Source organism: Aurantimonas sp. (genome assembly GCF_964217435.1).
GTDB classification, from domain to species: Bacteria; Pseudomonadota; Alphaproteobacteria; order Rhizobiales; family Rhizobiaceae; genus Aurantimonas; species Aurantimonas coralicida.
On record NZ_CAXPJM010000008.1, the window covers coordinates 43,697 to 61,672 of the forward strand.

Annotated in this window: 29 protein-coding genes; 14 read left to right on the forward strand and 15 right to left on the reverse strand. The window is 64.3% G+C overall.

Annotated elements, in window-relative coordinates:
* Nucleotides 1-175 precede the first annotated feature (175 nt).
* The 15 genes from ACEQX1_RS03350 to ACEQX1_RS03420 all read right to left on the reverse strand — a co-directional run bounded on the left by ACEQX1_RS03350 (nt 176) and on the right by ACEQX1_RS03420 (nt 10,002).
* Nucleotides 176-535: a hypothetical protein gene (locus ACEQX1_RS03350; protein ID WP_370194423.1), complete on the reverse strand. Its 360-nt coding sequence runs from the start codon at nt 533-535 to the stop codon at nt 176-178.
* Nucleotides 532-921 (reverse strand): hypothetical protein, encoded by a 390-nt coding sequence (locus ACEQX1_RS03355; protein WP_370194422.1) that lies wholly within the window; start codon nt 919-921, stop codon nt 532-534. The genes ACEQX1_RS03350 and ACEQX1_RS03355 overlap by 4 nt, the downstream gene beginning before the upstream one ends.
* Nucleotides 921-1,388, reverse strand: coding sequence for a hypothetical protein (locus ACEQX1_RS03360; RefSeq protein ID WP_370194421.1), 468 nt, complete (start codon nt 1,386-1,388; stop codon nt 921-923). The genes ACEQX1_RS03355 and ACEQX1_RS03360 overlap by 1 nt, the downstream gene beginning before the upstream one ends.
* Nucleotides 1,389-1,826 carry an ASCH domain-containing protein gene (locus ACEQX1_RS03365; protein ID WP_370194420.1) on the reverse strand — a complete coding sequence of 146 codons (438 nt, stop codon included), beginning with the start codon at nt 1,824-1,826 and terminating at the stop codon, nt 1,389-1,391.
* The gene (locus ACEQX1_RS03370) at nt 1,819-3,096 is read right to left on the reverse strand and encodes a hypothetical protein (RefSeq protein ID WP_370194419.1); all 1,278 of its coding nucleotides are present in this window, start codon (nt 3,094-3,096) and stop codon (nt 1,819-1,821) included. Before ACEQX1_RS03370 ends, ACEQX1_RS03365 begins: the two co-directional genes overlap by 8 nt.
* Nucleotides 3,093-3,785, reverse strand: a complete 693-nt coding sequence (locus ACEQX1_RS03375; protein WP_370194418.1) for an exonuclease domain-containing protein — start codon at nt 3,783-3,785, stop codon at nt 3,093-3,095. Before ACEQX1_RS03375 ends, ACEQX1_RS03370 begins: the two co-directional genes overlap by 4 nt.
* The gene (locus tag ACEQX1_RS03380) at nt 3,785-4,723 is read right to left on the reverse strand and encodes a PD-(D/E)XK nuclease-like domain-containing protein (RefSeq protein ID WP_370194417.1); all 939 of its coding nucleotides are present in this window, start codon (nt 4,721-4,723) and stop codon (nt 3,785-3,787) included. Before ACEQX1_RS03380 ends, ACEQX1_RS03375 begins: the two co-directional genes overlap by 1 nt.
* Nucleotides 4,720-5,049, reverse strand: coding sequence for a hypothetical protein (locus ACEQX1_RS03385; RefSeq protein WP_370194416.1), 330 nt, complete (start codon nt 5,047-5,049; stop codon nt 4,720-4,722). Before ACEQX1_RS03385 ends, ACEQX1_RS03380 begins: the two co-directional genes overlap by 4 nt.
* Complete coding sequence (locus ACEQX1_RS03390) at nt 5,046-5,372, reverse strand: hypothetical protein (RefSeq protein WP_370194415.1); 327 nt, start codon at nt 5,370-5,372, stop codon at nt 5,046-5,048. The genes ACEQX1_RS03385 and ACEQX1_RS03390 overlap by 4 nt, the downstream gene beginning before the upstream one ends.
* A gap of 160 nt (nt 5,373-5,532) precedes the next feature.
* Complete coding sequence (locus ACEQX1_RS03395) at nt 5,533-5,718, reverse strand: hypothetical protein (protein ID WP_370194414.1); 186 nt, start codon at nt 5,716-5,718, stop codon at nt 5,533-5,535.
* A 4-nt stretch (nt 5,719-5,722) separates the two neighbouring features.
* Entirely contained in the window at nt 5,723-6,145 is a 423-nt protein-coding gene (locus tag ACEQX1_RS03400) for a hypothetical protein (RefSeq protein WP_370194413.1), read from the reverse strand.
* 23 nt (nt 6,146-6,168) lie between these two features.
* Nucleotides 6,169-7,464 carry a hypothetical protein gene (locus ACEQX1_RS03405; protein WP_370194412.1) on the reverse strand — a complete coding sequence of 432 codons (1,296 nt, stop codon included), beginning with the start codon at nt 7,462-7,464 and terminating at the stop codon, nt 6,169-6,171.
* Nucleotides 7,465-7,497: 33 nt separating this feature from the next.
* Nucleotides 7,498-7,845 carry a hypothetical protein gene (locus ACEQX1_RS03410; protein WP_370196511.1) on the reverse strand — a complete coding sequence of 116 codons (348 nt, stop codon included), beginning with the start codon at nt 7,843-7,845 and terminating at the stop codon, nt 7,498-7,500.
* Between the two features lie 781 nt (nt 7,846-8,626).
* Complete coding sequence (locus ACEQX1_RS03415; protein ID WP_370194410.1) at nt 8,627-8,896, reverse strand: hypothetical protein; 270 nt, start codon at nt 8,894-8,896, stop codon at nt 8,627-8,629.
* Nucleotides 8,897-9,168: 272 nt separating this feature from the next.
* Nucleotides 9,169-10,002: a helix-turn-helix domain-containing protein gene (locus ACEQX1_RS03420; protein ID WP_370194409.1), complete on the reverse strand. Its 834-nt coding sequence runs from the start codon at nt 10,000-10,002 to the stop codon at nt 9,169-9,171.
* Here ACEQX1_RS03420 and ACEQX1_RS03425 point away from each other — a divergent pair.
* The 14 genes from ACEQX1_RS03425 (at nt 9,986) to ACEQX1_RS03490 (ending at nt 17,952) form a co-directional block, all read left to right on the forward strand.
* Nucleotides 9,986-10,237 carry a helix-turn-helix domain-containing protein gene (locus ACEQX1_RS03425; RefSeq protein ID WP_370194408.1) on the forward strand — a complete coding sequence of 84 codons (252 nt, stop codon included), beginning with the start codon at nt 9,986-9,988 and terminating at the stop codon, nt 10,235-10,237. The genes ACEQX1_RS03420 and ACEQX1_RS03425 overlap by 17 nt on opposite strands.
* Nucleotides 10,237-10,947: an HNH endonuclease gene (locus ACEQX1_RS03430; protein WP_370196512.1), complete on the forward strand. Its 711-nt coding sequence runs from the start codon at nt 10,237-10,239 to the stop codon at nt 10,945-10,947. Before ACEQX1_RS03425 ends, ACEQX1_RS03430 begins: the two co-directional genes overlap by 1 nt.
* The gene (locus ACEQX1_RS03435) at nt 10,944-11,195 is read left to right on the forward strand and encodes a hypothetical protein (RefSeq protein WP_370194406.1); all 252 of its coding nucleotides are present in this window, start codon (nt 10,944-10,946) and stop codon (nt 11,193-11,195) included. Before ACEQX1_RS03430 ends, ACEQX1_RS03435 begins: the two co-directional genes overlap by 4 nt.
* A complete protein-coding gene (locus ACEQX1_RS03440; protein ID WP_370194405.1) occupies nt 11,192-11,407 on the forward strand; it encodes a DUF551 domain-containing protein in 216 nt (71 codons plus the stop codon). Before ACEQX1_RS03435 ends, ACEQX1_RS03440 begins: the two co-directional genes overlap by 4 nt.
* Nucleotides 11,404-11,526 carry a hypothetical protein gene (locus ACEQX1_RS03445; RefSeq protein WP_370194404.1) on the forward strand — a complete coding sequence of 41 codons (123 nt, stop codon included), beginning with the start codon at nt 11,404-11,406 and terminating at the stop codon, nt 11,524-11,526. The genes ACEQX1_RS03440 and ACEQX1_RS03445 overlap by 4 nt, the downstream gene beginning before the upstream one ends.
* A gap of 3 nt (nt 11,527-11,529) precedes the next feature.
* Nucleotides 11,530-11,838 (forward strand): hypothetical protein, encoded by a 309-nt coding sequence (locus tag ACEQX1_RS03450; protein WP_370194403.1) that lies wholly within the window; start codon nt 11,530-11,532, stop codon nt 11,836-11,838.
* Nucleotides 11,839-11,873: 35 nt separating this feature from the next.
* On the forward strand, nt 11,874-12,398 hold the full coding sequence (locus ACEQX1_RS03455; RefSeq protein WP_370194402.1) for a hypothetical protein: 525 nt from the start codon (nt 11,874-11,876) through the stop codon (nt 12,396-12,398).
* A 319-nt stretch (nt 12,399-12,717) separates the two neighbouring features.
* The gene (locus ACEQX1_RS03460; RefSeq protein WP_370194401.1) at nt 12,718-13,281 is read left to right on the forward strand and encodes a hypothetical protein; all 564 of its coding nucleotides are present in this window, start codon (nt 12,718-12,720) and stop codon (nt 13,279-13,281) included.
* On the forward strand, nt 13,281-13,763 hold the full coding sequence (locus ACEQX1_RS03465; RefSeq protein ID WP_370194400.1) for a hypothetical protein: 483 nt from the start codon (nt 13,281-13,283) through the stop codon (nt 13,761-13,763). Before ACEQX1_RS03460 ends, ACEQX1_RS03465 begins: the two co-directional genes overlap by 1 nt.
* The gene (locus tag ACEQX1_RS03470; protein ID WP_370194399.1) at nt 13,763-14,425 is read left to right on the forward strand and encodes a methyltransferase; all 663 of its coding nucleotides are present in this window, start codon (nt 13,763-13,765) and stop codon (nt 14,423-14,425) included. The genes ACEQX1_RS03465 and ACEQX1_RS03470 overlap by 1 nt, the downstream gene beginning before the upstream one ends.
* Nucleotides 14,422-15,018, forward strand: a complete 597-nt coding sequence (locus ACEQX1_RS03475) for a hypothetical protein (protein WP_370194398.1) — start codon at nt 14,422-14,424, stop codon at nt 15,016-15,018. Before ACEQX1_RS03470 ends, ACEQX1_RS03475 begins: the two co-directional genes overlap by 4 nt.
* A complete protein-coding gene (locus ACEQX1_RS03480; protein WP_370194397.1) occupies nt 15,015-16,097 on the forward strand; it encodes a hypothetical protein in 1,083 nt (360 codons plus the stop codon). The genes ACEQX1_RS03475 and ACEQX1_RS03480 overlap by 4 nt, the downstream gene beginning before the upstream one ends.
* On the forward strand, nt 16,094-17,587 hold the full coding sequence (locus tag ACEQX1_RS03485; protein WP_370196513.1) for a replicative DNA helicase: 1,494 nt from the start codon (nt 16,094-16,096) through the stop codon (nt 17,585-17,587). Before ACEQX1_RS03480 ends, ACEQX1_RS03485 begins: the two co-directional genes overlap by 4 nt.
* Entirely contained in the window at nt 17,587-17,952 is a 366-nt protein-coding gene (locus tag ACEQX1_RS03490) for a hypothetical protein (RefSeq protein WP_370194395.1), read from the forward strand. The genes ACEQX1_RS03485 and ACEQX1_RS03490 overlap by 1 nt, the downstream gene beginning before the upstream one ends.
* Nucleotides 17,953-17,976 lie beyond the last annotated feature (24 nt).

Here is a 17,976-nt window from a genome sequence, read left to right on the forward strand (position 1 = left end):
CACCATCCTCTCGCCAAGAAGGCGCAACTGATCAGGACGCAACTTTACAGATCGACCGACGCGGGTGAAGGGGACACCGTAGCGACGAATGAGATCGCGGACGTAGCGGGATGGGTTCTCGCTCTCTTCGTCCACGCCTAGAGCCCGTGCGGCCTCATCAAGCGAGATCGGGCGCTCAAGCATTGTCGTCACCCTTCGGCCCATCAAGCGCACGGATGACTGCGGCTGTCTCGCGCCCGTATTCGTCGGCCGCCAGGTTCGCCACCTGCTTGGCGTGCGGGTCGTTCATCCGGTCCGCAAACGCATGAAGCCATGTCACGACGCGGCGCATTTCCTTCCGCTGCATTCGTTCGCGCTCCGCGATCCGACCTTCGCGCCGCCCCACATCTCGAGCCGTCGTCACTTCAGCCTCCAGTTCGGCAATGCGTGCGGCCGCATCGTCGCAGGTGTTCCGCACCTCCGTCCGGGCGATGAGCCTGATCCAGTTCGCGAGATTGCGAAGCCGGGTGACGAGGTCGATCTCGGGGCCGGTCATTTGCGCCTCGCTGCCATGATGATCTTGATGGCCTCGTCCTGCTGGCCGGTGACGGCGTAGATCGCCAGGGCGAGCCCGCAGGGGTCCTTGATCCCGTTCCGCGTCCAGAATGCCATCTCGGCACCAGAGTGCTGTTCCCGGTGCTCGTCGGGCAACAGCGGGAGGCAGTATGCGTCATCCGGCTTCCTGCCCGCTGGAGTGCGCGCCTTGCGGTGCTGGGGCGATCCCATGCGGATATGGCAGGCCTCGCACCCGTAGGCGCCAGAGACGACGGACGGCAGCTTGCGGATGAACGCGAGGTGCGCCGCGTCCTTGATCCGCTTCTGCGTCTTGTCCGATGGGTCCAGCGAGAACGCGCCGGGGTCGCGTGCGATCATGAAGGCCATCAGTTCTGCCCTCCCGGTGGCGGCAACAGCGGCTGCATGGTTCCGGTGCGATAGGCTTCCTCAATCCGCGGTCGCACGTGGTCGGCGACCGTCGAGCCATCCGGCATGACGATCTGCGCAAGGAAGGCATCCTCGAATGTCTCGATGCCGCTATCGACGGATTCCAGCTTGGCCTTGATGCACAGGAGGAGGGCGCGCCAGCGGGACCGGCAGGCCTGATCCCACGCCGAGAGAACCTTCTCCTTCGACCTCCGCGCGCCGCGGCCGTCCATCTGGAACTTGCGGTCGGCGCGATCCGGCAGCGGCAATCGGAACGTCACCCGGCGGTCCTGCATCTCGAACGAGACGACGGCGCCGGCCCGATCCTCGCCGGACATGAACCGGTCGGCGCCATATCGGCGCAGGAGGGCCTTGATCTCGGCCTCGCTCTTCTCGATCGAGACAGACGTCTTCTCGGCGTAGGCCATCTATGCAGCCTCCTGCACCGGTAGATTCTTCCGCCAGTCGAAGAAGCCAAGGGCGCCTTTGACCGGAATTAACGGGACCCGCCGCACGTTGCGCAGGACCAAGCCATAGCGCCCGAAGAACCACGGGCTGTCGCTCGCATCGACACAGTCGATGATCTCGGCCACGGCGATGATGCCACCTTTCTCAAGCGACAGAGCTTCCGTGAACCGGGGGCAGATCAGCCGCCTTTCAACCTCATCGGGCACAGCCCTGCAGAACGTATCGTTGAAGTCGTCGACATCGTCCTGACGCGGCTTGTAGAGGCTGGCATGGATGCATACCGGCCCCCGGAAGCGGGTCGGCCAATCGCGGTTCTCGATATCCTTGCCAGCGTGAACGATCGCCCATGCCCACGGATGGCGGATCGATATGGCTTTGGTCGGGAGGGTGTCAGCCATTGGCCTCGCCTCCCTTCGGCATGACGGTATCCAGCGGCAGGGCGAGCATGTCGGCATAGAAGCTGGCCGCACCCTCGACGCTGGTATCCCCGCGATTGATCGCCTGCGCCGATCCCAGAACCCGCTTCGCCATTTCCTGCGCTTCCTCGGGCATCTTCTCGATGTCCGTCTTCCAGCGGGTGTGCGACTTGCCGAGCCGGTCCTTGCGGATGCCTTGGTCATCACCGGACGAGACGATCGTGAACAGATCGCGGGCATAGGTGGCGATCCGCTTGCGGTCGGCTTCGGAAACCGTCGGCTCTTCGCGCTCGTCGGCGGGATCGACTTCGCCAGTCTCCTGGTCCCCATCATCTGGGGAGTTCGCATCGGTGTCTGGGGAGTTGGTCTCAAGGGTATCGGGCTCACCGACATCCTCCTGGCCGCTCTCACCCGCCGATGCCGTTTCCTCGGCCGTGGCTGTCTCAGGAGAGGCGCGAAGCTCCCCGTCGATGAAGGAGCGGTCGAAGCCTTCCGGCTTGTCCTGCGTCGCGCCAGTGGCCTTTGCTGCCGCCATGCGGTCGGCGAGTGACGGGCGCTCCTGCGTCACGTCTCGCGCGCGGTTCGCCCGGGCGTTCTCGGAGAGGTCCAGCATCTCGTCGGGCGTGTAGACGCCGAGCATGATCGCCGGCTCATAGATGCGGCACCAGTCGCGGGTCCCGCGATAGATCAGCATCCGGTCGAAGTTCTTCGCCGTCCAAGGCGTGCCCGTGCCGGTCGTCTTCCACTCGGCAACCGAGCCATCGAAGATGCGGCGGTCCGGACACCGGAAGCCGGGGCGCAGCTCGGCGATCGTCTCAGCGTTGAAGGGCTCGTCGCTGAGGAAGATGCGGCGATCTTCCTTGCCGGCCTCGCCGGTGAAAGCGTGGTGCAGCTTCACTCCGAGTTTCGCGTCGAGGACGGCGGAGACCAGCTTGCCCTCATAGCAAAGCTTGCCGTGCACCACCGAGACGCACTGCGCGACGGCGAAAGGGTCCATACCCCAGCGAACCGCCTGGTTCACGACGAGGAAGCAGTTCGCGACGACCTTCTCCATGGGCAGAGGAACCGGGTCACGCTGGCCGGCGACCTTGGCCATGCTGAGCGCGTCCGGGATCATCGATGTCGACGCCATCACGTTGGCCACGCGCTGCATGTGTTCGAACTTGGCCGTGTCGAGGATCGGCACGATGTCATCGGTACGGGCGATCTCGCGGCGCGGCCGATCGGGAAGGGTGGCGACTACGGTGCTCATCGGGATGCTCCAAGGTAGTGGCGCGCGGTATGCTTCTCGTCGGCGCCGAGATCGGATTTGTCAGCAATCCACCGGAGGTAATCTGAGGGCAGGTCGGCCCACTTCATGCCCCGGTGCTTGCCGAAGCTGATGGTCTTGAGGAGGACGGGCGCCGTGGTGAGCCTCACGAGCTCGTTGACGCCCACCGCCATCACGAGGCGCGCGAGGATGAATGCCGTGACAAGGGCGTCGGGACCGGCTCGGTGCGGCGGCATGGACGCTTCGAAGTCGAGCCCATCCGCATCGACGTTCAGCCAGTAGCGAAGGGCCTGGTTCGAGAAGGACGGCGCATCAGGAAAGATGTGCTTGGCGCAAGCCATCGTGCATATCCAACGATGGTCGCCGCCGCCGAAGAACGCTTGCTCGAAGGCGCAGTTGTGAGCCGCGAACACGTCGCCGGGCTCCATCCCGTCCATCAGCATCGCGGCTGCATCGGTCGGGCTGATACCGTCGGCTACGTCCGCATCGCTGAGATGATGGACGGCACGGGTGACGGGCGGGATCGGGTGGCCCGGATTGACCAATGCGGAACGAACCGCTCCGATCTTCCAGTCGGATGTCATGTCGACGAAGCCAACCTCGCAGATGCCACGCACCTGATCTCCGGGCATGCCTGTCGTTTCGAAATCGATCACGCGGATCTTCTGCATCACGCTGCCTCCTGGATTTTAAGAAAGTCGTCGACCTGGGTTTTTGCCCACGGTTTGAGCTGGATCGCGTGCGCGCCGTCGCCGAACGGGCGGGCACCGGGCCATTCCCCCGATGCGAGGCAGCGGCCGATCGTGTCGATGCACCAGCGGATCACCTGCTCGCCGCGGTCGAGCTCGTGCGGGGATAGCTCGACGCAGGTCGTGTCCGGCACGTCGTCGTTCAGCACGTAGACGAGGACGAAGGTCTCGAAGGGAACGCCGAGCTCGCGGCAGACCATTCGCGTCATCGCGCCCTGCAGCCAGTAACCGGCGTCGAAGGCCTGTCTCTCGAGGAAATCCTCGCTGAACTTGGAAGCCGTTTTCAGGTCCGCGAAATAGCCGTCAGCCGCCAGCACGTCCGGCCGGCACTTGAGCCAGATGCCCGTCGCCGGGTCCTTCCATGCCATCGTCCGCTCGACCGCGCCGTTCAGGATGCCCTGCTTGACGAGGGGGTGCTTCGCCGCGTCATCCGCCATGCGCCGGATGGTGTCGATCTGCTCCGCCGTGAGGACGGTCAAGCCGGCCTTCTCCTGCTCCTGGAGCCATTCCACGCACGACTTGTTGTTGCCGTTCCACGCGCGACCGTCGGGCGCCTTGTCGGGACGGACGGTGAAGGAATCGGCGAACACCTCGTCTCCAAGGATCAGGCAGTGTGCGGCCTTCCCAAAATCCAGCGCCGTGGTCGTCTTCGGCGTGATGTGCGCAGGGTTGTGCTTCCACCGGCCCCAGAAAGCCTTGGGCGATCCGCCCATGAACGGCAGGAGCCACTTCAGCGCGCTCTTAGAAACCGACGGTCCGTCGAACAGGTCCGGGTTCTCGTGGTATTCGGCTAGGCTGATCCCCCGATAGATCCCCGGCTGCGTGATCGTGCCGCCTTGGTACTGGCGCTCGGCGCTCATTCGGAGCCTCCCGGCGCTGCTGGAAGCGGCTGCCATACGGTAGGCTGATGGCGGGCGCGCAATAGGTTGCTGGTTTCGCGCCATGCACCATCGCTATAGGTCAGCACATCGAGGAAGCCGTAGCCGCATGGAGCAAGAACCTGCGTCCCGTCCTGCGGCGCGGTCTCGATCGGCTGCCACTCGGCTACTGCCGGTGCCTGGAGCCGAGAGGCGGCTTCGCGGATGGCCGGCGCAATATGGCCCATCGCGTGGAAGTCGGCAGACTGTGAGCAGCTTTCCAGAAGCGCTGACAGTTCCGCATTGGTCAGCTTCGACAGGTCGCTCATGACTGGTGCTCCCCAAACTCATCGACGTAATCGCGGGCGATGATTGCAGCGGCGGAAGGGGTCTGCTCGGCGTCGCTTCCGATCGTTTCGCCGCCGATGTAATCGGCAAGCCAGCGGCTAGAAGTCGCAAGATCGATGTCCGGCCAGTGCGACCGCAACGCGAGGAAGAAAGCCCAGCGGAAACCGGTGTTCGTAAGCGGCAGGTTCGGCGCTTCTGCGAAGCGTCTGCTGAGATGGCTTTCGATCATCGCCGGCAGTCTGGCTTCGATGGTGTCCAGAACCGTTCGCCGAACAATGGGGGTGATGAACTTCGACAGGTCCATTACGCTGCCCTCCGTTCGCGCATCTCGGCGTCCCGTAGGACAGCCTCTGCGCGGGTGATGTCTGCGTGGATCTTCTCAAGGACGATGCGCGAGCCGGAGCGGGTCACAGCGGGTAGCTGCTTCTGCCACTCGGTGAGGCGAACGCGGGCGACGGCGGGGGTCATGCGTGCCTCCGCAGGAACTCGAACAGTTCGGAGATCGCATCGGCGGGGATGAAGACATCGGTGGTCGAGACGACCTCCTTGCCGTCATCGCCGCCAAGCTGGTCGATCTCGATGTTAAGCTCGCCGCTGCCGTTGATCCCGGCGCGCACTTCGTCAGTCAGTCTGATCAGGCGGTAGGCCATCGATTCACTCCGCCGCTTCGTGGAACATGCGCGGCAGCCTCGGCGACATGCCGTAATCCGCGCGGGCGCTGGCCTCGAAGTCGAGCAGCGCATCGGCTGCCCGCTCCTGGGCTCCGTCATCGTTGCTGAAGGCCTCGTCGATCGCCGACCGGAGCATGTCGTCCGTCGTCGGGTGCAGCACGCCGTTGAGGGTGCGAGGCGACGGGTTCAACTTACGCCGCTTCGTCGTTGTCCCATCGGGGTTGCGCTTGAAGGCCTTGCCCTCGCGCTCGACGCCATCGACGAAATACTCTACGATCTCCAGCGCGTTCTCGCCGTCGTCAGTGACGGTGATCAGGCATTCCAGATCGGCGATTTCGATGCCCGCGACCTTGAGCGGTACGCCGATCTCGATGGTGGCATGAGGCTTATCGGTCCAGTGTGCCATGGTCGGGTTCCTTCCTCTGGCGTTCAGCGGGATTCGGAAAGGGCGGTGCGGGCAGCCTTGCGGCGGTCGATCTCGTGCGCAGTGTCGCGACACGCGAGCATGCCCTCGATGAGATCGCGACAGATGCGAATGTCAGCCGCTCCCGGTGCCTCGCATCGTGGCTCTGAACGCTGTCCCTGCCGGTAATTCGCGTAGGCGTAGGCCCACGAATCCAAGCTCGGCTCCAGCGCGTTCTCTGCCCTCAGCGCTTCCTCTGCGACCGCCTTATGTGTCTGCCATCCTGCGACATAGGCGGCCTTCACAGGATCATCGGCGTCGTCGAGCTTGACGACTTCCTCTGTCGAGGTGGATGGGGCGGGGGTGGCGAGGGCTTCTCTGGCGACCAATTGAGCGCCCCTAATCTCGACGGTCTGGTCTGCCGTTTCCAATGCGGCGATAGCCGAGAGCAGTGCCTCCCGCACCACGTCATGGGGCACGCCGGATGCGGCGGGCTGGGGGGCGGCGGAGAGGATGGCGTAGGGCTCTGCCGCTTCCGCGGCTTCCCGGCGGGCACGTTCCTCGGCGGCGGCAATGCGATGGCGTTCGGCTTCGGCTACCGTGGCCTGGCGCTCGGCTTCACGCTGGGCAGCTTCGGCCTGCTCGCGCTTGGCCCGCTCGGCGGCAAGGCGTTCCTGTTCGATCCGGTCGCGCTCGGCTGCTTCGGCGCGGAGACGGGCGAGTTCGGCCCGGTCAGCATCTTCCTTCTCGATCCGAGCGAGGTTGGCTTCGAGAACCGCGATGCCGGCCTTCCGGGCTGCATCGGCCTTCGGCTTGAACTCGTCAATGCTCTCGACGCTGATCTGGCGGAGCATGTCGAGGCGGGCGCCGATGGTGTGTGTCGTATCTTCCGGCGCCACGATGGCGGCGATCTCGATCTCGGCGATGAGGGCTTCGTGCTTCTCGACACGCGCCTTCTCGGCAATCTCCCATTCGTCCAGCGGACGCCGGGCCTCGTCGCGGAGCGCGTCCAGCCGATCGCGGATCGTCTTGCGCGAGGCGTCGACGATCTTGATCTCCTTCCGCTTGTCCTCGGTCAGGAGCTTGCCGGCCTCGTCAATCGCCGTCTTCGTCCGCGCCACCTTGTAGGCGAGGGAGGCGATTTCCTTGCGGCTGGTGACGGTCGAAAGGTCGGGCTCGAATGCCTTCACCTCCCGCTCGATCTCCGAATAGAACTCGTCGAACTTCTTCTCGTCGAGCAACACCATCACGGGGTTGGCTTCGACCTGCTTGACCAGGCTCATCTGCCGGTCGCCGAGATCCAGTTCACGCACTGCGCTCATGTCGATGTTCCTTTTTGCTGGCGGGGTGATTGTTCAGGCGGCGGCGCGTTCGGACGCGGCCTCGGCCATGCGGTCGGCAGCATCCAGCCGGGCAGCGCCATCAAAGGCGCGCTCGCAGGACGCCACGAAAACCGCGATGTCGGGGTGCTCGGCGCGTTCGGCCTTGCTCGCCGCGTTCCAGCGATAGGCATCCACCCGGACGCCATCGATCGCGTATTCCACGATGTCGAGATCGCCGTTGGACCAGCCGATGACGACGTTGGCTTCCGGCTCACCGACCAATACGCCGGCCAGTTCGACCGCGATCGTCAGGTCCATCTCCACATGCGGAGCGGCCAGGTAGCTGGGCGTCGGGGCGGGGGCGTAGAACGGGAGGGGCATGGTGGGCTCCATCGGCGCGAGTGCGTTTCGATGAGCCACAAATACGCTTCGTATTCTGATCCGTCAATACGTATCGTGTTAGAAAATACGATAGGTAGTTGACCGTCATGACCGCAGAGGTCTAGAACGCGAAAAGCCCCGGCGGTGAACCGGGGCCTTCGCGTCTCGCATGCCGATATCTGTGAACAGGATTTCGGTTAAAGGATTTCGCCTCGAAAGGCAAGTCTATGCGGGACCTCGGAGGGTGAAGGCGGCGACGGGCTCTGCAACGGGTCTGCCGGTACAGCCGCCACGCGCGGGGGTCGAAAGTCCTACGGTGCGCCCGGAAACAGAGGACGGATTGCCGAGAGGCGTCCTGCCGTATGCGACCGACCGACTGACGGGTCACGCTACGGGCATGACCTCCCTGCCTTCGTAGACTTCGGTCTGTGGGGGTAGGGGGGTCTTTGCCTTCGCTCCCTCCCTCCCTCTGGCTCAACCCCTAGAAAACCTCAGACGAAACAGAGGCTCAACGGTAGAAGGGTAGGCTCCCCCCGCACGGACGCGAGCCCAAAAGAAGGCCCCGCCGAAGCGAGGCCAGAAGGTCAGTGGTTGGTGTGCCCGAGGCGGACTTTCAGTATCTCGATGAAGTCACGACGTTCATCTTCGGATAGATCCTCGGGATCGGGGATCGAGTGAGGCATCCCATCTTTGTCCTGATGAATGGTCGAGCCTGCGTATGCGGGTTTTATCGGCGTGAGGCCAAAGGCTCGCACGCACGCCCGGTATTCATCAGAAGTCACTAAGCCGCCTCACGCTCCTGGATCTGATAGGAGAGCTTCCGGGGCTCGAAGCCCGGAACGGAATCTTCCTTGATCTCCCACACATTCACGTCCGAATGCCCCTCGGCTTCGAGGAGGGCGGTGATCGCCTGAGGTATGCGCTCCTGCAGTTCGTCGAACGAACGACCGTGAACATACAGGCCTTTCATCTCATCGCTCATGGCAATGAGCAGATCAGTCTTCCGGTGCCGGATCGTGTAGACCGTGATCTCATTGCGAGTGTTCGTCATTGTCGTCTCCTTGAGACGGGTACTCCCGTATGGCTCCAAAATAGGCCGACTGGATCGGAAGCACCACAACCGTAGCAGCGCGTTATCGGAAATAATTGACGCGCACCGATTGAGAATGATCAGTGCGAACAATCGGTTAAGAAATCTCCAAAATTCACCATTCCGACTGAAAAGAAGGAATTTCCAAAATTCCTGGAGAGCCTGCTATTCCGGGCTTCCCGATCCGCGCCCCTCAGACATCGGTGATCACCCTTCGCACGCGGCCGGTCGCATCACATGGCACTGATGCGCCCTCGCACACGGCCGACGATGAAACCTTCGTCCTCGACGACTTCATACGGTTCGTAGGACGGGTTGCGGCTCGAGAGGCGTATCCGAGCGGGCTCAGCGCCGCGCACCAGGTCAACCATCTTCACGACAAGACCTGACCCGTCGAACACAGCGAACAGACCGGGCGGCGATGGCCGTCGGTCCAGCGTGTCGATGATGACGCGATCGCCGGGGTGAAGCGAGCCGGGAGCATGGGGGTTATCCGGGTTGTAGCCCGAGTCGCCGTAGATCTCCGCGATGAACGCCGCGCGGGAATCGACCCGCAGTTCGCCGCGAAGGAAGCTGTCCGGCAGTGACCATCGATCCCTGACCACATCTTCCGACACGGTGATCCCGTTCTGCGTCGTGGCGTTCGGTATCATCTCGACGCCGCCACCGCCGGCCCCGGCCCGAAAGTCGATCTCGCGCACGTTGCCGGCCATAGCGTCGGGCGGCATGTCCTGGTGCGCCACCCTGACGCCGAACACGATCCATTCCGGGGTGACCTTGAAGCGCCGGGCATATTTCAGCGCGAGCTCATTATCGAAGTCGCGCGTGTTGTTCTCGTGCGACGTGTACGTCGACACGCCAACCCCAAGGGCCTTCGCCGCCTCCGCTGCGCTGCCGTAGCCCGCCGCTATCCGCGCCTCTTTCAGGCGCTCCTGTTTCGTCCGCTTATCCATCAGAATCGAGGATCGCAGATTTTCCAATACGAAGGGTGTTGACGGCGACAAATACGAAGCGTATTTAACAATACGAAGCGTAGGAGGTTTGTCCGCGATGGTCGGCAAAGACATCAAGCTCACCGGCGATCAGGTGAAGTTCATTCGGAACATGCTGGGCGAAAGCCAGGCGGTGTTCGCGGCGCGGCTCGCAGTTTCGCAGCCGGTCGTGTTCCGGCTGGAGCGCAAGCAGGCCGAGGAAATCACCGGCCCTGAAATAATCCTCATCAGCCAGATCGCCGATGAGAACGGGATCGTTGTCCCCGACCAGCCGATCCGGCGCGATGTCACGGATGAGGTTGCCGCATGATGTCGGCCAAAGACCACATCACCAGCGCATCCTACTGGCTCTCGCGCCCGGTGCCGACGGAGCAGGAAGTCTTCACCGATGCGTGGTCGAAGTATCGCGACACGATCGGCGTCGACGTCCTCGACAAGACCAACGGCAACTGCGCCTATTGCGGCCGGTGCGTGATGCTCACCGCGTCCGTCGACCACATCATTGCCCGGTCGAAGGGCGGTTCGAACGAGATCGCGAACCTCGCCCCGTGCTGCAAAAGCTGCAACTCGTCCAAGGGCAACAGCAGCCTCGCATCCTGGCGCTACTTCAAGCGCGTTCGCATGGGCTACGATCTGGGCAAGATCCCCAGCTTCACCCGCCAGCAGGCGGAATGGCTTGAGGAAAAAGGCGCCCCGATATTCGAGGGCGTGCCGGTTTTCAATTTCTGGTTCGAGCGTGAAGGCCTCTCCGGTTTCGACGGAGCAATGGCCGGCGTACGCGATCCGATGCGGCCCTTCTTCCAAGCCGCGATCACCGAGCACGTCAGCCGGTTCCGCGACAACTATCGCAGCCACATCGCCGAGGCGGCAGGCATTTACGGGTGCTCTGAATCCGACGTAGCGATCGCCGCCGAGAACCACGCCGCAGAGAAGCGCGAATTCACCGGGACCCCAGCGTGGGAGGAATACGAGGCTCAAGACAAGCGGCCCTTCCGCGTCGTCGGAGGGCGCGCCGCATGACCCACCACCCCATCCGCGATCTCCCCATCAACGCCTACTGCGGCGAGCGGGAATGGCTTGCGCTCATCGGCACCGGGAATGGGTATCCGTTCTTCCGCGCCAAGAGCCGGCACGATGCGATCGGCAAGGCCGAGGCATTCCGCCAGGACGTGATCGACAAGAGCGAGGCCAAGGTCATTGCCCGCATGGAAGCGGCAGCGGCCCGGAAGGCGAAGGGCGCTCATGACGCGGCCGAGGTGGCAGCGTGAGCGACTGGCACCCGATCAAGACCGCGCCGAAGGACGGCACGCCGTTCCTTGCATATCGACACGACCACTATGGCCGCTTCGGAAACATGCAGGTCACGTACTGGCGTCAGGCCGAGGATGAGGCCGGGTACATCGGCCTTGGCGAGTTCAACGAAGCTTGGATGCCCACTCATTGGATGCCGCTCCCAGCCGCACCGAGGGGGGCAGCATGAGCCCGACCATCCTCTCCGTCCTCACAGCCGTCGGCTACGGCACCCTGACGGTGACGCTCCTCGGGCTGGCGATCTCGGTCATCGAGACGGTCGACCGCATCCGCAAGGCGAGGGGCTGACCGATGCGCCCTTGGCATGAACACCAGCACCTTTCCAGCGCATCGCTTCGCCGCATTGCGCTCGCCGTGAACCTCATCGCGTGGATCATGGTCTTTGCGGCGGTCCTCCCGATCGTCCGGTGTGCGGAGCCGGCGAACGCAGCCATTCGCGAGCACCTCCTCTTGGTCGCGGATAGCGGGAACGGCATCCTCCCTCCCGGTCGTTCCCGCGCCCATTCCAAGGCCTTCGAGCACGGCGTCCACCGCCTCGCCGATCGTCATCCAGTCCTGATCGCTCTCGTCATCCATGGCGACAACCTGCCGCACGTCTGACCAAGCGTCATTGGCAAAAACGAGGAAGCATTACCATGAACAAGCCTCGCGCCGGCATCCACCGCATCGTCGAAGAGGTCATCGAGGCCATCGGCGAGAAGGAAAGCGGCCACGCAAGCGACGGGACGCAGATCGTCGCGTCCTTCCTCGGCGTCAGCAAGAGCACCGTCTACAAGTGGACCGATGACGGCCAGGACGGCGAGATCAGCTATCTGAAGCTCTGCCAGTTGGTCGATCGGTTCGGGGTTTCGGTTCCCGCCGAGCACATGGCGCGGCTGGCCGGTGGTGTGTTCGTCCCGCTCGATGCGACCAAGGGCGATGCCCGGTACATGCGGACGCTGCGGGAGATCGGCGAGGGCCTGCAGACCGTCGCGTCGGACATTACCAGGGCGCTGGAAGACAACGGCAAGATCGACAGGCCGGAAGTCGCGGCGCTGCACATGCGCGAGCACATCGCCTCTGCAATCGCAGTTCTGGCCGCACATGATCTGCACCTGAAGGCGATCGCGGAAGATGCGGAACCGGCGACGGTCGTGCCGATGAAGGCCGGTGCACGATGAGCGCCCTCCGCCCAGCCAATACGAACGCCGCCACAGCGGCAAACGAACACCCATCCCTTGGTAGTCAAACGGGGCGCAACGGGCGTCTCGTCACACCGCCGATGCGCGCCGGGCAGGGGAATGGGCAAGTCATATCATCCCGGCAATCGGCAGAAGCCCGTGTGGACGGGGAGGCTTCGGCTTCCCCGCTCCGTCCTCTTCGTGAATCCCTGAACCGCGTCATCGAACGGCTGATCGACATGCGAGCCGAAAGCGATCTCGCGGGCGGCGGAACCTACACCCGCCCTCAATCCCCCCGCCCTGGCGAAAGGATATGACCATGGCCACCGCATCGAACGAGAACGCGCCCGGCATCGGGCACAATGGCGACCTCACCGCCGATCAGCGGCAAGCGCTCGGCCGCATTCACCTCCGCGCATACAAGAAGGCGATGGCGGCGAAGAAGCTGACCGACGCGGCGCTCAAAAACGTCTGCAAGGTGCTGAAGTCCGACCTCGGCGACCACGGCCTCGATCAGATCAAGGACATGATCGCGATGGAGACGCCGGAAGGCGAGGAGAAGGTCCGGGCGAAACTCCAGGCTCGCGCCGAGGCCATCGCATGGTCCACCAATCCCGACGGCCAGCTCGACATGTTCTCGGATGGCAAGAAGCCGACGGACACCCCTGCATTCCACGAGGGCAAGATTGCCGGCATGGACGACGAGCCCTGCAAAAGCCCGTATCCGGAGAGCACCTCCGACGGCGAGGACTGGATCCGCGGCTGGCAGCGGGGGCACGGCGTGATGACGGAGATCGTCGCTAGTCGCGCGGAGCCTACCGCCGAGCTCATCAAGGGCAGCGACGGCGAAGACCTCGACGACGAGCAGCAGGACGCCGCGTGATGCCGGCGCGCAAGTGGTCCGACGAAGACCTCGCGGAGATGCGCCGTCTTCGTCTGTGCACGTTCACCAATGCGGAAGTCGCGGAGCGGTTCGGCGTTTCCATCAACGTCATCACGAACCTGATGCGGGTCTACAAGTTGGTCAGCGTCGAGGAAGTGACGGAGCTTCGCCGTCGCCGGATGACCGGCTCGAAGATGCCGAAGCAAACCCGCAAGCGGTTGTCGGCCACCCGCAAAAGGCAGTTCCGTGAGGACCCGCGGTTCATCGAGTTTCGCGCTCGGCTGAGCGAGGAGTTCAAGTCCGGTCGCGGGGCCGAACTCGCAAGGCTCAATCGCCGGGCGGCGCGCGGGTTCGATATCCCTGCCGAGCTGCAGGCCGAATACGACTTCCTCGTCTATCGGAAGAGCCTGACATCGCGCGAGGCCGGGGAAGTGCTTGGGCTGGTCGTTCCGGCTGGCGGGCTTGAGGCGAGGGCAGCCTGATGGCGCAGAACACCTCCCACGCGGTGATGGCACAGCGGCACGAAGTGCACGACAGCCTCGACGATTTCCCGACGCAGCCGTGGGCGACTCGCGCCCTGTGCGAGCATGTGCTGCCGAAGGCGGACCTGCAGGCGCGTTCGGTCTGGGAGCCGGCCTGCAACCGCGGCCACATGGTTCGCCCCCTGCAGGAGTATTTCCGCCGCGTCTATGCATCGGACATTCACGACTATGGCTTCCAGTTCGATGGCCAGGAGCGCGTGGTCGACTTCCTGTTTCCCTTCAGCACCTCGCCGTGCATGGACGCGAACGGCGTCGACTGGGTCATCACGAATCCGCCGTTCCGCCTCGCCGAACAGTTCATCGAGCGCGCGAGTCAGGTGGCGAATGTCGGCTTCGCGATGATCGTCCGCACCTCATTCCTTGAGGGCGTCGGGCGCTACACGAACCTGTTCAGCAAGGATCCACCGTCGATCATCGCTCAGTTTTCCGAGCGCGTCCCGATGGTGAAGGGCCGGCTGACGGCGACCGGATCCACGGCGACCGCCTACTGCTGGCTCGTGTGGATCGATGGCGAGCCGAACACGCGCTTCGTCTGGATTCCTCCCTGCAGGAAGCAGCTCGAGCGCGAGGGTGATTACCCGGTCGCGGAGGTGGCGGCATGATTCTGTTCGGCATCGACCCCGGCCAGCACTGCGGGCTCTGCATCTACGATGACGCGCGAAGCCTCGCAGCCATGACGCCGCTGCTGATCAAGGCCCCGGCAGGCAAGGGCGTCCCGATCGAGGAGAAGGTCTACAGCATCGCCCGTGAGATCGGCGGCCGGATGCGGCAGACCCGGCCCGATCTCGTCGCGATCGAGGCTCCACTTCGCCAGATGCCCGGCGCCGGCAAGCGCAAGGTCAAGATGATGGGCGAGGAGCAGGAGGTCGAGGGCTCCGTCGGCGGATCGGCTGCCATGATCTCGTCCAACCAGATCGTCGGCGGCATCATTGCGCTCTGCGGGCTCAAGGCGATCCCATTCGTGATGATCGCCAGCGGAACCTGGCGCCGACAATTCCTCGGCTTCGGCCGCAACCCGGCTTTTGACCGGACGGCATGGAAGAAGGCGGCGCGCGAGCGGTGCGCGGCGCTCAAGATCGCGGTCACGTCGGATGATGCTGCCGAGGCTTGCGGCATCGCTTTCGCGGCCACCGCCACCGACACCTACCGGATGATCCGACACCAGCAATCGCAGCAGCGGGAGCAAGCGGCATGACCATGGATCTGATGCAACTGGAAGCCTTCCTCGACGCCCGCTGCGGCCATGCGACCGAGCAGGCGAACCGGCACCTCTCGGAGAAGGCACGCCATGAAGACGAGGCGGAACGGAACAAGCAAGTCGCGGTGTTCTGCGACCGCGCGGCCGTGCGGATCCGCGGGCTGCGGGAATACCTCCTGCAGGCGCCGTCGGGTCTCGCAATCGAGATCAGCGCCTCGGTCAAAGCCGAGCCCGCTCCCGAGCCGGCCCCGGTGGATGACCGAGCCGATGCCGTGTCACCGGAATGCGGCGTGGTTTCTGGAGGGGGAGACGCGGATCGTCTGGCGGACGAAGGTGACGCGCCATTACGTCATGACGAAGCTGCCGTTCTTCCCGGCACCCGGGCCGAACATAACGATGCTGGGGATGCCAAGGAACCCGAGAGGCCGGTTCCCGAGCCTGCCGGTGCAGCGTCTTCGGTTCAGGATGACACGGCGGATACCGATGAAAGTCCTGCCGCGCCCGAAGCGCAGTCGCCGATGGAAGAACGCCTCGTCCCACGTCTGTCGGTCACCCCGGAAGCCGAGGGCCTGACGGAATACGATCAGCGGTTCCTCGACGTGATGCGGATGAACCTTGACCGGAACGGGCTGTGCAAGCTCAAGCCGTTCGACATCTGCGCAATCGCGGACCTGAACAAGGCGACCGCCGGTTCCTGCGTCCTCCGGCTGCTCAAGGCGCGGCGGATCGTTCATTCCAGCGGCGGCGCCTATCGCGTCTCCGACAAGGGCGGATCATTCCCGCCCATGCAGAAGGCCGAGACCCCGGCCGTGCCGCCGGCTCGCCCGAAGGTCGTCTCCGCGCTCGCTGATCAGCTCCTGGAGAAGTTCGCCGCCGTCGCCGCAAAGCAGAACACCGACACCGTCATGTTCGGCCGGGAGTTCCTGATCGAATTCGCAGGCGCGGCCAAGGGCGACTTCCTGCCGGTGGATCATGCGCTGGCCGAACTCGGCAGTCGCCGGGCCATCGAGGTCACGCACCGCGACAAGATGAATGTCACCGTTCGGGTGCTCCCGATCGCCGAGGCCGCCGAATGAACGCGCAAGCCGATCCCATCGACTTCGCCGGCGCCGTCAACATCGAAGCCGAACAGGCCATTCTCGGCGTGCTCCTGATGGACAACGCACTGGTCGCGTCCGAGGTCAGCTTCCTCGAGCCCGAGCACTTCGGCGAGAATCTGCACGAGACCACCTTCCGGGCGATCGTCGATCTGACCAGCCGCGGCCGCCGAGCCGACCCGGTGACGCTGAAAGACTATCTGGCCGACGAGAAGGTCAGCGAGGACATGACCGTCTCGCAGTATCTCGCCCGGCTGGTCGCAGCCGCAGTCCCGGCATCGCTCGCGCGGGAATATGCGCTGGCTGTGATCGACAGCCACGCCGCGCGTAAGGCGGCACGGGCATGCGACGACTATGCCGGCAGGTTCCTGGCCCGAGATCCGTCCAAAGGCATCACCGACCTCGTTGCGGGCTTGGAGGACGAGCTCGGCGCAGTGCGGGCACTGGCGCCGTCGGTGAAGGAGCGTGAGAGCATCAGCGACGTCATCGGATCGCTTATGCACAGCCTGTCCGAAAGCCGGCAGGCCGCGGGCAAGGTCATCCCGGTGCCGCTGGCCGAAATTGCGGAGGTGCTCGACGACGACGGTTTCCAGGCCGGCAATCTCTATGGCCTTCTGGGGGCTTCCGGCGAGGGCAAGACGTCCCTGACGCTGCAGATGGCCCGCACCGCCTGCGAGACCGGACACCCGACGCTGATCCTCTCCTACGACCAGACCTTCGAGCAGGTCGCCCGGCAGATGATCAGTCAGGATTCGGGGATATCCGTTCCGCAGATGATCCGGCACAACCCGCCGAACAATGCGACGATCAATGCCCATGAAGCCGGACTGATCGCGGATGCATCCGAGAAGCTTCGGGCCTTTCCGCTGCAGGTCCGGAAGCTGGACAGGCACAAGATCGGAAGTGCCCTTTCGATCGCCAAGGCGTGGGTGAAGACCGTCCGGAAGACGCGGCGTCCTGATGGGGGCGCGTGGGGCGTCCCGCTGGTGATCCTCGACCATGTATCGGCCGTCACCCCGGAAGATCCCCGTGCCGACGCTGGCACGAAGGCCGCCGGCGTGAACCGCCCATTCAAGGCGCTGGCGCAGGAGATCGACGCTGCCTGCCTGCTACTGAACCAGAGAAACGGAGAGGGATCGAAGCGGTACGTGCCGCGGCCGATCGCGTCGGACCTCTACGGAGGCGAGGGCGCTCGTCAGGACTATGACGCTGTCCTCTACGTCTACCGCCCGGAGCGATGGCGTGATGAACAACTGCGGATCGCGAAGGACGGCGCCGAGGCCGGCAAGATCAGGGATCGATTCATGATGCGCGAGTCATGGGACAGCGAGCCGATCGATCCGGAGGGGAAGGCCGAGATCGGGTCAATCAAGACCCGCTACGCCAAGGTCTCGTCTCGGTTCGTCGAATTCGAGGGTCGCTTCACAAGGTACAAGTCGATGCGCCGCGCCGCGCCGGAGCTGTTCTGATGCGCTACGAACCCGGAAAGAGCTTCGCTTGGTTCATGCCGTTCGGCCGGGGCTACCTCGCCGTCTTCGCCTATCCCGGCAACAAGCGGACCCGCTACCTGCGGCATCCCGACGGCAAGCCCGTCCAGTTCCCAGACTACCTGCAGGCGATCGAGGCGGCGCAGCTTCAGGTCCGCAAGCGGTGTGAGCCGGACATCGTAGCGAGCCCAGCCGAGGATCCGATGGCGGCAAAGCTCGCCGCCGAGGTCGCCACCTTCAAGGACCTGCGGGCCGAGAATGATCGCAAGCTGCGGTCGGAGACCTTCACCATGCGCCGGGCGGGAAAGCGCGCCGTGGTCGTGGAAACAAAGCGGAGGGCAGGATGAACCAGGTATTCCCGGTCCCAGCCG

Bases quoted from the DNA above. Each gene is read 5' to 3' on its own strand.
- ACEQX1_RS03450 (WP_370194403.1), top strand. From the start codon at position 11,530: ATGCGCCCTTGGCATGAACACCAGCACCTTTCCAGCGCATCGCTTCGC.
- ACEQX1_RS03390 (WP_370194415.1), bottom strand. From the start codon at position 5,372: ATGGACCTGTCGAAGTTCATCACCCCCATTGTTCGGCGAACGGTTCTG.
- ACEQX1_RS03435 (WP_370194406.1), top strand. From the start codon at position 10,944: ATGACCCACCACCCCATCCGCGATCTCCCCATCAACGCCTACTGCGGC.
- ACEQX1_RS03415 (WP_370194410.1), bottom strand. From the start codon at position 8,896: ATGACGAACACTCGCAATGAGATCACGGTCTACACGATCCGGCACCGG.
- ACEQX1_RS03455 (WP_370194402.1), top strand. From the start codon at position 11,874: ATGAACAAGCCTCGCGCCGGCATCCACCGCATCGTCGAAGAGGTCATC.
- ACEQX1_RS03460 (WP_370194401.1), top strand. From the start codon at position 12,718: ATGGCCACCGCATCGAACGAGAACGCGCCCGGCATCGGGCACAATGGC.
- ACEQX1_RS03490 (WP_370194395.1), top strand. From the start codon at position 17,587: ATGCGCTACGAACCCGGAAAGAGCTTCGCTTGGTTCATGCCGTTCGGC.
- ACEQX1_RS03480 (WP_370194397.1), top strand. From the start codon at position 15,015: ATGACCATGGATCTGATGCAACTGGAAGCCTTCCTCGACGCCCGCTGC.
- ACEQX1_RS03380 (WP_370194417.1), bottom strand. From the start codon at position 4,723: ATGAGCGCCGAGCGCCAGTACCAAGGCGGCACGATCACGCAGCCGGGG.
- ACEQX1_RS03465 (WP_370194400.1), top strand. From the start codon at position 13,281: ATGCCGGCGCGCAAGTGGTCCGACGAAGACCTCGCGGAGATGCGCCGT.
- ACEQX1_RS03430 (WP_370196512.1), top strand. From the start codon at position 10,237: ATGTCGGCCAAAGACCACATCACCAGCGCATCCTACTGGCTCTCGCGC.
- ACEQX1_RS03410 (WP_370196511.1), bottom strand. From the start codon at position 7,845: ATGCCCCTCCCGTTCTACGCCCCCGCCCCGACGCCCAGCTACCTGGCC.
- ACEQX1_RS03365 (WP_370194420.1), bottom strand. From the start codon at position 1,826: ATGGCTGACACCCTCCCGACCAAAGCCATATCGATCCGCCATCCGTGG.
- ACEQX1_RS03350 (WP_370194423.1), bottom strand. From the start codon at position 535: ATGACCGGCCCCGAGATCGACCTCGTCACCCGGCTTCGCAATCTCGCG.
- ACEQX1_RS03420 (WP_370194409.1), bottom strand. From the start codon at position 10,002: ATGTCTTTGCCGACCATCGCGGACAAACCTCCTACGCTTCGTATTGTT.
- ACEQX1_RS03475 (WP_370194398.1), top strand. From the start codon at position 14,422: ATGATTCTGTTCGGCATCGACCCCGGCCAGCACTGCGGGCTCTGCATC.
- ACEQX1_RS03470 (WP_370194399.1), top strand. From the start codon at position 13,763: ATGGCGCAGAACACCTCCCACGCGGTGATGGCACAGCGGCACGAAGTG.
- ACEQX1_RS03445 (WP_370194404.1), top strand. From the start codon at position 11,404: ATGAGCCCGACCATCCTCTCCGTCCTCACAGCCGTCGGCTACGGCACC.
- ACEQX1_RS03355 (WP_370194422.1), bottom strand. From the start codon at position 921: ATGGCCTTCATGATCGCACGCGACCCCGGCGCGTTCTCGCTGGACCCA.
- ACEQX1_RS03425 (WP_370194408.1), top strand. From the start codon at position 9,986: ATGGTCGGCAAAGACATCAAGCTCACCGGCGATCAGGTGAAGTTCATT.
- ACEQX1_RS03395 (WP_370194414.1), bottom strand. From the start codon at position 5,718: ATGGCCTACCGCCTGATCAGACTGACTGACGAAGTGCGCGCCGGGATC.
- ACEQX1_RS03485 (WP_370196513.1), top strand. From the start codon at position 16,094: ATGAACGCGCAAGCCGATCCCATCGACTTCGCCGGCGCCGTCAACATC.
- ACEQX1_RS03360 (WP_370194421.1), bottom strand. From the start codon at position 1,388: ATGGCCTACGCCGAGAAGACGTCTGTCTCGATCGAGAAGAGCGAGGCC.
- ACEQX1_RS03370 (WP_370194419.1), bottom strand. From the start codon at position 3,096: ATGAGCACCGTAGTCGCCACCCTTCCCGATCGGCCGCGCCGCGAGATC.
- ACEQX1_RS03375 (WP_370194418.1), bottom strand. From the start codon at position 3,785: ATGCAGAAGATCCGCGTGATCGATTTCGAAACGACAGGCATGCCCGGA.
- ACEQX1_RS03385 (WP_370194416.1), bottom strand. From the start codon at position 5,049: ATGAGCGACCTGTCGAAGCTGACCAATGCGGAACTGTCAGCGCTTCTG.
- ACEQX1_RS03400 (WP_370194413.1), bottom strand. From the start codon at position 6,145: ATGGCACACTGGACCGATAAGCCTCATGCCACCATCGAGATCGGCGTA.
- ACEQX1_RS03405 (WP_370194412.1), bottom strand. From the start codon at position 7,464: ATGAGCGCAGTGCGTGAACTGGATCTCGGCGACCGGCAGATGAGCCTG.